General features: G+C 59.6%; 8 protein-coding genes and 1 pseudogene. 2 read left to right on the top strand and 7 right to left on the bottom strand.

Annotated elements, in window-relative coordinates; genetic code table 11:
- Positions 1–150, bottom strand: a 150-nt coding sequence (locus LI72_RS20765; RefSeq protein WP_443018138.1) for a spike base protein, RCAP_Rcc01079 family, incomplete at its 3' end; no start/stop codon positions are given.
- Between the two features lie 94 nt (positions 151–244).
- Here LI72_RS20765 and LI72_RS18335 point away from each other — a divergent pair.
- Both LI72_RS18335 and LI72_RS20595 read left to right on the top strand, forming a co-directional pair.
- Positions 245–1414, top strand: coding sequence for an acyltransferase family protein (locus LI72_RS18335; RefSeq protein ID WP_033927423.1), 1170 nt, complete (start codon positions 245–247; stop codon positions 1412–1414).
- A 191-nt stretch (positions 1415–1605) separates the two neighbouring features.
- Positions 1606–2502 (top strand): annotated as a pseudogene (locus LI72_RS20595) (transposase); the annotation flags it as partial.
- Between the two features lie 690 nt (positions 2503–3192).
- Here LI72_RS20595 and LI72_RS18325 read toward each other — a convergent pair.
- From LI72_RS18325 to LI72_RS18300, 6 genes are read right to left on the bottom strand one after another with little or no spacing between them, the layout of a single operon-like run.
- A complete protein-coding gene (locus tag LI72_RS18325; RefSeq protein ID WP_033927422.1) occupies positions 3193–4167 on the bottom strand; it encodes a glycosyltransferase family 32 protein in 975 nt (324 codons plus the stop codon).
- The gene (locus LI72_RS18320) at positions 4164–5594 is read right to left on the bottom strand and encodes an oligosaccharide flippase family protein (RefSeq protein ID WP_033927421.1); all 1431 of its coding nucleotides are present in this window, start codon (positions 5592–5594) and stop codon (positions 4164–4166) included. The genes LI72_RS18325 and LI72_RS18320 overlap by 4 nt, the downstream gene beginning before the upstream one ends.
- On the bottom strand, positions 5591–6784 hold the full coding sequence (locus LI72_RS18315) for an O-antigen ligase family protein (protein WP_156139720.1): 1194 nt from the start codon (positions 6782–6784) through the stop codon (positions 5591–5593). The genes LI72_RS18320 and LI72_RS18315 overlap by 4 nt, the downstream gene beginning before the upstream one ends.
- Complete coding sequence (locus tag LI72_RS18310; protein WP_081985266.1) at positions 6781–8013, bottom strand: acyltransferase family protein; 1233 nt, start codon at positions 8011–8013, stop codon at positions 6781–6783. Before LI72_RS18310 ends, LI72_RS18315 begins: the two co-directional genes overlap by 4 nt.
- Entirely contained in the window at positions 8010–9146 is a 1137-nt protein-coding gene (locus LI72_RS18305; RefSeq protein WP_197051973.1) for a hypothetical protein, read from the bottom strand. The genes LI72_RS18310 and LI72_RS18305 overlap by 4 nt, the downstream gene beginning before the upstream one ends.
- Entirely contained in the window at positions 9133–11199 is a 2067-nt protein-coding gene (locus LI72_RS18300) for a GumC family protein (RefSeq protein WP_033927417.1), read from the bottom strand. The genes LI72_RS18305 and LI72_RS18300 overlap by 14 nt, the downstream gene beginning before the upstream one ends.
- Positions 11200–11209: the final 10 nt, after the last annotated feature.

The following is an 11209-nucleotide window of genomic DNA, read 5'->3' as shown; positions in this document are numbered from 1 at the left end:
CTGAAGTGTTTTGTCAACACGGCCTAACGTGCCGCCCTTGCCAACATAAAGGCTAGGGGGAACGGTTGAAAGCGGTGCGGTGTAGTTGGGCGTGACATTGAACCTATCGAGCGCGGGGGAGATCTCGGCGCTTGAATGGTAACTGAATATGAGGCACCGTCTATATTGAAAAGGGGATCCTACTCAGATAACTATCTTTGTGTGAAGGAAACCGTTTTCAGCCATCTTGAGGGGGAACAAGGCGATGGCGAGCGGGCATCATATCCGTACGCTGGATGCGGCACGCTCGATCGCCGCCTTGGCTGTCGTGTGCTACCATTGGCGCAATCTGCAACCGAGCAGCTGGGTGGATCTAGACAGGTTCGGCGGCGGTCTGCCGTTCTTTTCGGTTTTGCGACCGATCTATAGAAACGGATGGATAGGCGTAGATTTCTTCTTTATTTTGTCTGGCTTCGTCATGTTCATGGTCTATCACAGCCAGGTCGCCGACCGAACGATCAGCGCAGCGCGGTTCGCCGTGTTGCGGTTTTCCCGTCTATATCCGCTGCATTTTGCTATGTTGATGGCGCTTGTCGCAATGCAGGCGTTCCATTCCCTGAAGACCGGCGGAATTCTCCATTTCCCTAAGGACAATTATTACGACACGTACCATTTCGTCCTTCAATTGTTTTTCGCTTCTAACTGGGGGCTCCAACGCGGCCCTTCTTTCAATGATCCGGTTTGGTCAGTTTCGATCGAAGTCCTGCTTTACGGCGTTTTCTTCATGTTGCTGGCCCGCACCCGTGCTTCCACCGCCATGATGGTGGGGCTGTCGATTTTCGGGTTCGTTCTATACGCCGGCAACCTGGGCAACGCATTCGGGCGCGGGCTGTTCTGCTTCTTCATCGGCTGCCTGCTATGTCGTTTCTGGTTCGCCTATCGCGACAGACCCTGGTTTCAGTGCGCCGCGATCGCGCTGTTCGCTGGCACTTGGTCGGTCGCCGGTGCAGCTTTGCTGCTCAATGCCGATGGGTATCTTGCGGGCTTAGCAGGACACCAGGCCGCCGGAATGGCCAGCCCACAGATCGGCGCGAAGGTGACGGAACGGCTGGATCGTGTGCTGTTCTACCTGCTTGTCGTGGTTATGCTGTTCCCGTCGTTGCTGCTGGCGCTGGTGGCGTCCGAAGGATGGCTGTGGCGTGTGTCGCGACCGCTGTCGGCGTTCGGCAACGTCAGCTATTCTAGTTACCTGCTTCACCTGCCGCTGATGATGTTGGGGCAGATGCTCCTGGGGCCGGACGTCGTGGGTGCGAACGGCGTAAGGGGGGAATTGGTGTTCATATCGTTCTTCGTGCTGCTCTTAATCCTCTCCTTCGCGAGCTTTGCATTCTTCGAAAAGCCGCTTCAACGGATAATCCGCGCCCGCCTCGCTTAGGGCATTTTGTCGGCCCCGAACGACCGTATTCTGTGTTGCCGGCTCGGCGGCGATATGGCACCGGACGGGTCGCGTTCCGATCGCGCGGCCGAGCTCATCCCGCCACTGGCGATCGAATGGAATCCTCGAAAAGCCTTCGCCTTTGGTGTGCTGATCTGATTCGCTTCCGCCATTGATGAGTGGAGGCAATGATGGTGGATCAGCCTAGTTTCTTTGATCTGTTGGACCAATATGCGGCACTTAACGCGACGGGAAATCCGCTGGAGCGATTTGCGGCGGTGGTGGAATTCGAGGTGTTCTGGGCGCCGCTGGTGGCGGCGCTCCGGCGCAGCGCTCGAGGCAAGGGCGGCCGACCACAATTTGATCCGTTGATGATGTTCAAGATACTCTTGCGGCAGGCGTTCTCCCCAATGTCGGACGAGGCGACGGAGTTATAAATCAAAGACCGCCTTTCGTTCTGATCATTCCTTGGGCTCGGGCTCGATGGGAGGGGCCAGGACGCGACAAAAGTGTGGTTTTTCCTGGCGCCGCTCGTGAAGGCCAAAGGCGATCAATAAGCTGTTCGCGCGCTTGGACGCGGCGCTGATCGACCGCGGTTATCTGGCGATGTGCGGGCAGATGATCAATGCTCCGTGGTGCCGGGTCCCAACAAGCGCAACACCGAGGGCGAGAAGGCGGCGATCAGGTAGGGTAAGTCCCAGAGCGGTGGAAAGAGAGGCCTGCCAAGATCCGGCAAAAGGACCGCGATGCTCGCTGGACGGTCAAATACTCCAAGAGCAAGGTGAAGTAAGGGGCTGATTCCAGAGGCTTCAAGCCGGTCGACCTTGGGATCCCAATAGTCACCTACAAGAACCACATCCGCATCGACCGGGCTCATGAGCTGATCCGCACCGAGGATGCCAATGCTCATGACAGAGCGCGGGTGCTTGACCTGATCACAAAAAAACACCGTCTTGGGCGGACGGGTGGAAACGGCCTATCGCTCGAAGAAGAACGAGATGTTCCTGGCGCGCGGCATGTTCAAGGGCAATCTGCACCAGCGGCGCTTGCAGCGTCGGCTGATGCATGACCACATCGCCCTGGCCAACCTCGCCCATAACGTCTAGCGCCTTGCTTGCGTCTAGGTGCACCCGCATGGCGTGAAAACGGGGTGCTGGGGGGCGCTCCAGCCCAAAAACTATCAACGCGTGGGCAAAACGACCATCTCTCACCGCGCCGCGGCTGACCTCAGCGCCTCGCGACCACGTCATGACGAAAACATCGGGTTCTTGTAGGTGTCCGAATGCCTCCCTGGTGAATCGCTGCAAGGACTGTTCATGCAGATCGCGCCGATGCGACTTTCGTCGGGTAGCATTTCGGCAAGCCCGGACATCGCGGTCGCAATCGACTACGTGTCTGCGATATCGCGATAAAACAACGCCGGATGAGTAAGCGAGTCCATGTCATGGCTGAGAACGATGTCGGACGGGCCACGGTGCGTATAGGCTACCGATAATGGATCACGGTGCAGCGCCTGCCGCTGCGGTTTGCGGAGTACTATGGCCACTAACTCGCCAGACTTCGATCGAAGGCGGTCTTCGCGGTCTTGCAGGCGGCCGAATAGCTTCGTAACAAATCCCGCGGGCACCGTGCGCGAGCGTTACCGCCAGTACCACTGACCCCCAACCGGCTGCTGAGACCCTCGACGATCTAACGGGTGATGAAATACTCGCCCGTCTTGCTGCGGACGGCCAACGTGAAATCGACGTCGAGCTTCCGGCAGAAGCTTTGCAGGTCGCTCACCAGCTATGGCTCCAGTACGTCACCATCGTCGCTTCGGGAAACAATGCCCTTGCCTGCTCTAAGCTCAGGAGGCGGCGCTCCTGCTGAATCCGCGCGCGGACCTTGCGATGGAGTGGATTAGTCCAGTCAACACCGTACCAGATTTCGGGCGGCAGGATGGTAGGCAGGCTGCGCCGCAGGCGCGCCTGCCAATTGTAGGGAAGCTGCGCCACGATAGGTGCGCAGGCAGCAATGGCTGCTTCAGGATTCGCCAAAAACGCCGACACTGCATCATAAAGCGCGACCGGACCGGTCAAGGCTTCCGGCCGCTGCGACCGGGGGTCATCAACGGACATTCCCTTCGCGCGATCCATCATCAGCTGGACGTAGAAGAGCCAGAAATATTCGTACGGACGGGACGCCATGATCGCATTTGGAATACTGTGCGCAAATGAATCATCATACCCCATGCGTCCAAGTAACACTTCGCCGCAAGCTATTTGATTTTCGAGAGGTCTAAGACATTCTGTATCCATATCGGCATAGAAGCCTCCAAACAGAAATAAAAATAAGGGCCGTACGGCATCTGCTCGGTAAATCTCCTTAGGATATCGATCATAAGTCGACATGAACCATGGGAATCGTGCATGTACAAATGCCCGGTTGTCGTCGTCATCCCAAAGGAGTATTTGAAAGTCAGGATTCTGATTGTGAAATGTCTCCCGCCAAACCCGGTAGTTGTGTGGGATGTCGATGCGCGATTTCCAGGTCTGAAATACGATCCTGGGGATCATTTCAGACACCGGCGGGTCTTTGGTCAGGTAGTTGGACGCCGCCGCCGCTGGCCGTTCATGCTCGCGCGGCATGCGAGCATGAAGTGCGTCGTCCTTTAGCAGGCGACGCATGCGTGCCCGACCGGGATGGGTCACGCTATTCCAGTACCGCCAGATCTTGCGCCGGGCGCGGAACATCATCGAACCGTCATCACTCATCGCTGCATTCCTTGTAGTAAGCGTGATTGGATTTCGCGGCGCAACTCTGACCGCGCGCTTCCCAGCGTGATAACAAGAAAAATCAGAGCGCCGGCCGGTATTAGGATTGCCAGTCCCACTACCGTTGGCAGCGACCCCGTCAGTTCTTCGCGCAGAACTGCAATCGCTGCGATCATTGCCAACCCGGCGACTGAGGATGGAATGAACCTACGCGCGAGGGGCAGAAGCGCGATGACGCCCGCACGTCGCAGCGCTGCGAGCTGGATCGTGACTGGCAGGATTACGATGCCATTCACCAGGGCGACGCGCTCTATCGCATTTATTGGCCAAGGCGGAAAAAGAACGATTGCGGATGCTGCAGCTTGTGCTCCGACCGCGAACGCCGACATTCTGCTGAAGCCCAGAGCTTTTAATGCTATCTGCATGATGTAGTTCAACATGACCAGATTGCCGGCTACGCCGACAATGAAAAGGAAAGGCCATGCCGACCGCCCCAGATGATCAAAGATAAGCAGACAGAATTCGGGCGCTATCGCGGCAAGTCCAAAAAATATGGCAGCGCCAATAATTGAACCGATTTCGATTGTATCTAGCAAGGACTCAGCAAATTTTTTGGTGTCGTCTTGTTGCTTTGACAAGCGTGCCATGGTAACGTCGAGCAGTACACCAGTAACCATTTGAGCAGCAACGTAGTAAAACCGGCTACCAACAATATAGTTTGCTAGAACTGCCGTGCCATAATGATAGGGTAGCGCGAGTTCGGTTGAGCGGGTGGCGATGTAGTTCAGCAGATTGCCTGCTAGTACGAATGCGCCGAACCCTACCAAAGGTGCGGCACTTATAAAATCCGGACGCGCGGCGAAACGGTCGCGGCGGCGCAGGTTGAGAAGAGCGAAGTTCACAGTCGCAAAGCCGATCGCTTGGCCGACCAGCGCCCACAGGCCCCATCCCAGAAACGCCCCACCGATACCGATGATCGATCCGATCACCGTCGCGCTCAGGCCGATCCCAGCGAGTTGCCGGAACGCCATGTCTCGCTTCATGAGGCCCATGGGGACATAGACGAACGCGTTAAGCAGCAGTACAATCGACAGGACGCGAACGACTGGAGCCAGCCCGGTCGTGCCGAAATACACTTCGATCCACGGCGCGCCGAATAGAAACCCGGCCGCTAGCACCATCGACAGGCCTAGATTGATGAGGCTGAGCGCTAGAATCGCGCCCGGGCTCGCCTCCCGATGGCGGATGACCGCCTCCGCTGCGCCGGTTTCGTTGAACACTTCGGCCAGCGCCATGATCGCCAGAGCCGCGCTGAAAAGGCCAATCTGATCCGCCGACAGGATGCGCGCCAGGATGACGAAAGTCATCGCCGTGCCCAGCCGCTGGCCCCATTGGCGGACCGCAGACCAGATATAGTGATTGTTCATGATGTTGCCGGTGCCGCAGCCAGGCCTTTCGGCGCGGGCTTGTCAGCCGCGGTTGATGGGGTCGCCGATCCCGCACGTCCCAATCCGCCCGCCACGGGCAACATGCACACAATCAACAAAGGGAAATATGCGGGGGTCGCCAGCGCGTTGTCGCTACGGGCGTTGAGAAGGAAACCACCCCACGCTGCAATCACCGTCCAGTTTATCGCGCCCGTCCGCATTGCGCCGCGCATCATTGCAATCGACATGAAGATAAAGAACAATATCATCCCGATCGCCCCTAGCTCGACCGTCAGGCGTAGATAGTCGTTGTGCGCGGCGGCCGACCCTACGAGGACCACGACGTCGCTCGGGGTTTGCCAATATTGATGGCCGAACCCTATTCCCGTCCACGAGTACTGATCGACCAAGGTTTGCAAATAAGCGGCCATCGCGTTGCGTCCGTTATCGGTGCTGGTGGCCAGCCGGCGCAGTGCGAACGGCACAGCGATCGCGGCGAAAAACGGCAGGGCTAGCAGGCCTCCGGTCAGCAGCATCAGCTTGTCACGGATGTGGATCACTTTGCTGAATACGATCACGCAGATTGAGGCGATCATAGCCACCGCCAGCGATGCCCGCCCTCCCGCGAGGATCAAGATGATCAGGTTGACTGCAGTAAAACCTAGATATCGCAATCGACGCCACTCTAGGCCCAGGATCAGGCTAGCCACGATGCCGTTCGCTGCCAGCCCCGACAGAAATGCGGGAATCTGGCTTCCCTGCAGCCGCATCGTACCGGTCGCATATTCGATGCCCCAGATGGGTCGGCCGGACAGCCCAAGCCCAATAAGCCCGCCGATCATGCAGATGACCGGAAGCCATGTGGTCGCGCGAAGAATGCCGTCCGCATCGTCGCGTGTGGCGTGGAAGCCGGTCAGCACGTAAATGATCGCGAATTGATTGATTGACAGCAGCCAGGTTGCCCAGCTGAACTTGGGAAACGGCGTGGCCAATCCGAGTACGATCGTCAGGATCAGCGTGGCGATCATCAATGTAATCGCCACCGGGTCTACGCGCCGCAGGACCAGCACAAGCCCCGCGAGCAGCAGATACAGGCCCTTCTCGAACACATTGGCAAAGGGCAGATTCAGCGTTTCCGCCACGTTCAACGTGAAGAAGACGCTTGCGAGCCAGAACAGCTGGCGGATCATGCCCCGGCGCTCCGCCCCGCGACCCGGGACCACAGCCGTCGCGGCCAATCGCGGTTCATGCACGGTCGCTCGACGGCAGCGTAGAACGCCATGCACGACGCTATGACAATCGGCACGACGATCACATAGACCGCGACAAGCGCCAGTAGCGGTTGGCCGGTAAGATCGAATGGTTTGAGCAGGATGCTGGTCACGACCTGCAACAACGGTACGTGCAGCAAGTAGATGGAATAGCATGCACCGCCCACCAACGCGATCCAGCGATTGCCAAACAGCCTGCGTCCGATGTTTCCGCGCGCCGCCCCGAGATATAGCATCAGGATTCCCGAAGCTCGCACCGCAAGAACCAATGCGCGGCCGTCGGTGTCGAAGTTGACGTAGAACAGGGTGGAACTGGCGAAAAACAAAGCCAGCCCTATAGCCAGCGTAATGTCGGCCCAGGCCGTCGGCGGGCGTTCGAACGGACGGGTATGCGAGGCCCAGTCGCAGACCGCGATCCCTAACAGGAATGGGAATAGATGCGCTAGCAGCGAATAATGCCAGCTCGCGATCGGGTCAAGCACCGCCTGCAATACCAGCGCCGCCATGATGGCGGTGACGCCCACGCATGCGCGGACAGTGGGCGTTCGCAAAGACAGGTACGCAAGGATTATCGCCGGAGCGAGGATATAGAACTGGATTTCGATCTCAAGCGTCCAGAGAGGCGGATTGAACCGCGGTGATGCGGCAAAGATCAGACCGTGGAGATAGACCAGGCTCGCAGCGAAACTCTGCCACAGCGGCGTCGCCTCGGCGATATGGCGCAGGGCCGGACTGGGCCCGACATTGCCGCCGGCCGCGACGAAGGCAGCACAACACAGGGTGACCGTCAGGATATAGGGGGGTTCGAGTCGCGTGACCCGGCGCATGTAAAAGGATCGCAAACGCGGCGCGTGTCCGGTCATGAAGGGATAGGCGATGATGTAGCCTGAGATAAAGAAGAACAGCTCTACCCCAGCCACGCCATTGGGCAAGAAGGCGAACCAGCCGTCCCACGGCATCGCCGCCCGATCGGCGCTGCGTTGGGCCCGCAGCGCGGCGTGGTACGCCACCACCTGCATAATCGCGAGAAACCGAAGGCCGTCGATCTGCGGGACATAGCTGTGCGAATTTGTCACTCGTCCGAGCCGTTCGGGCCAGCGCCGCCAATCAGCCAGAGCGGAGAGGGGGGGGCTGCTGGCGACCGTCATGACCGTCCCTCAGGGCCATTCCCAGCGAAAAGGTCGAATTGGATCTTCATCGGGCCATCGGACCGAGTCGCGGGAACGATTGCCACCTCAGCGCCGGCGCAGGCCAGTTCACGGGACGCGCGAAAAATCGTCTCGCGCCCCCTTGTCACGGGGCGGGATGCGATCCACCCGGCGCCTTGGCACCGATACATCACCGTGATCCGCCCCTCTTCGGCCGCGGGCGCGACTATGCGGGCCAACCAAGCACCCGGGCGGACCGGGCCCAGTTGATTGCGCGCTAGAAAGGCCGCGGCACCGCTACCGTTCCACTGAATGGAGACGACCATAAGATCGCCCTCAGGCACGACCGCCGTTTCGAAATCGGCGCTGGTCATCGCGCGCCAGTCGAACGGAAAGGATGACCGTCCGATGGGCAGCCCTAGCTTGGCACGCTGAGCGGCACCGCGCTGCCAGAACTCATCGGCCAAGGCGAAGTCATGACGCTTCCAGCTCTCCTGCGATGCGAAAGCATAAGCCGATAGCGTATCAGCACCCGGCCGAAGCGCCGACAATGTGCGCAACCGCGCGCGCCGTCCCGCGGGGTCTGCTAGCAATGCCTGATCAAACAGATAGTGGCCTCGCCAGTTGGGTTTAAGGTCCAGCCGTCCGACGAGTGCCGTGGCGAACTGGGGCATGCGCTCCAAGCGCGACAGCGTCTCAATGGCCTGCGCCCGCCCGACCCGCTGTGCCAGCAGACCGTCGATCCGTTCGACCACATCTGCAGTACTGCCGGAAAGCAGCGCGTCGACGATGATGTTGACCTGTGACCCCGCGTCGCGAAAACCCATGTTGCGCAGCAACGCCAAGCCGCGCGAGCGATCATCCGCCGACGGAGCGGCGGCAATCCAGCGATTCAGCAGCGCCGGGTTAATCGGTGCGCGAGCGAGCTCAGCGGTATATTCCACAAGAGATCCTGGCCGGCGGTCATCTCCGGCGACCAGTTGCCGCGTCGGCGCCGTCGTCAGTATAGCGCGGCGATCATGGGCGTGGGTGGCTTTCTCCGCAATCGCGCCTGTCGTTACACCCACCGACATGGCAATCGCTATGGGTAGCAGCCGGTTCTGCAGACACATCACGCAATCACCGCTTTGCATAGTTGTACAGCGCGTAATCGTATTTTTCGACAGTGGTGGGGCGGTAGAATGTCAGTATGGCACCCAGCGGGCGGGATCCCTGATTTGCAAGCTTGTCGACGGCGGTGCGAATTCTGGCGGGGCGGCTGGTGTCCGCATGGATGACAAACACCACGATTTCGGCCTGCGCGGCTAGCAGCAGCGGGTCACCGAACCCGATCATCGGCGCCGAATCGATCAAGACGATGTCAAACTTGCTCTTTGCCTCGTCGATCAGTTGGGCGAGATTGGGACTCGACAGCAGTGCTGCCGGTTGCGGCGGGGGCGAACCGGCGGGCAAGAGGCTGATCCCAGCGTACGATGTCGTCTGCACCGTCTCGGCGAAAGTCGCCTGTCCAGCGAGCACGTTCGTCAGCCCGGTTTCTCCGGTGAGTCCGAAGCGAAGATGCTGGACCGGGCGGCGTAAGTCCCCGTCGATAATCAGGACCGATTTACCAGAGGCGCTCAGCGATTGGGCAAGGGCATCGATCGACGTCGATTTACCGTCACCGATTCCCGCGCTTGTGAGCAGAAGCGTGCGCGGCAGGCCGTGATCAGTGGACACCTGAAGCGCGGCAATTGCCTCGCTATATGGGCCGAGGAGCCGGTCATCGACACCGTCCTTAACAAACGGGATCGACGCCAGGACCGGCAGCTGCAGCCGTGCGACGACATCGCTCGGCGAACGCACGCGAGCGAACAGCAGTTCGCGGACCAGAAGGAAAACCAGCGCGAGGATCGTTCCCAAAATGATACCTGCGACAAGGAATAGCGGTAGGCTTGGGAAATAGGGCTTTTGCGGCACGGCTGCGCGGTCGAAGATTGACAGGTTACTGACCTGGACCCCCGCCTCGGCATTGAGCTGATTTAGGCGCGCCAGCAGCGCATCATATTGATTGCGATTCGTCTCTGCTTCGCGCTGTAGGATCGCCAGGTCGACATTGCGATCCTGTTCGGACAACCGGACCGAACGCAGGTTGGCCAGCTTGGCCTTGAGCTCCGCCTCGTCGCGAATAGCGCTGTCCAGAGGGGTGCGGAGTCCCGACTTAATGCCAGCGGCCAGCGACGACAGGCTGCGCTGCAATGCGGTTGATTGCGCCGTCAACTGGCGGACCTCTGGATGTTCGGGGCCATGCCGCGCCGAAGCCGACATAAGCCGTGCTTGCGCCTCGTTTGTCTGCGAGATCAGCGACTGGATCGCGGCATTTCCGACGACGCTCGGAATCGACAGTGGCTCCCGCTCGGCGATCGCGTTCCAGTCCGCCTGAGCACGGATGCGGCGCTGGCCGGCCTCGGCCAGCTGCTGGTTGACCTGGTTTAGCACGTCGCTGGTCAGTGTCGCGCCGGTTTGTGTGGTGTCCTTCGTCGGCACGACGATGATCGCGGCGTTGCGCGCATAGTCATTGGCGCTGCGTTCGCTGTTGGAAAGGCGGACGCGGATCTTGGCCAGTTCGCCTTCGAGGAATTCGCGAGCATAGTCGGATTGGCCGGCGCGCTGCTGCAGGTCGAACCGCACCAGGTTTTCGGCGAAGCTGTTTGCGATCGTGGCCGACAGCACCGGATCGGGCGACGAGAAACCGATGGTGGCGACGCGCGTATTGGGAACGATGGCTGCCGACAATCCCTTGTCGAGCAGCGCAAGCACCATCTTGCGCCGGTCGGCCACGTCCTGCGCCGGTTTTGCATTCATCTGCGTCGTGAAACTTTGGTCTCTATTGAGACGGAGCGACCGCATGACCGCTTCGGCGACAGGCATGCTGCGCGCCATCAATAAGGTGGTTTCCATCTGCCGGTCGATATCGGCGTTCAGGACCGGGGTGTTCGCGTCTTCAGTGCCGACGATCTTCTGAGCCGAGGATTCGATCCGCATTTTCGCTTCTGCGCGGTAGGACGGTCGGATGAGTAGGAACGCCAGTACCGCCGCGGCGATGCAGACACCCATAATTGCGGTCATAGGCAGGAGCGATCGCCGAACCGGAACCCAGATCCGTTCAAAATCGATATCGAACAGCGGCGAATTGATTACCTGCTGCATAGCGGGATCA

This window comes from Sphingomonas sp. 35-24ZXX, from assembly GCF_000786215.1.
In the GTDB taxonomy this organism is placed as follows: domain Bacteria; phylum Pseudomonadota; class Alphaproteobacteria; order Sphingomonadales; family Sphingomonadaceae; genus Blastomonas.
Note: the sequence above shows the minus strand (reverse complement) of the source record. Positions and strands in the feature narration are given on the sequence as shown.

Coding starts and splice junctions, on each gene's coding strand:
- LI72_RS18335 (WP_033927423.1), top strand. CDS start 245: ATGGCGAGCGGGCATCATATCCGTACGCTGGATGCGGCACGCTCGATC.
- LI72_RS18325 (WP_033927422.1), bottom strand. CDS start 4,167: ATGAGTGATGACGGTTCGATGATGTTCCGCGCCCGGCGCAAGATCTGG.
- LI72_RS18320 (WP_033927421.1), bottom strand. CDS start 5,594: ATGAACAATCACTATATCTGGTCTGCGGTCCGCCAATGGGGCCAGCGG.
- LI72_RS18315 (WP_156139720.1), bottom strand. CDS start 6,784: ATGATCCGCCAGCTGTTCTGGCTCGCAAGCGTCTTCTTCACGTTGAAC.
- LI72_RS18310 (WP_081985266.1), bottom strand. CDS start 8,013: ATGACGGTCGCCAGCAGCCCCCCCCTCTCCGCTCTGGCTGATTGGCGG.
- LI72_RS18305 (WP_197051973.1), bottom strand. CDS start 9,146: ATGCAAAGCGGTGATTGCGTGATGTGTCTGCAGAACCGGCTGCTACCC.
- LI72_RS18300 (WP_033927417.1), bottom strand. CDS start 11,199: ATGCAGCAGGTAATCAATTCGCCGCTGTTCGATATCGATTTTGAACGG.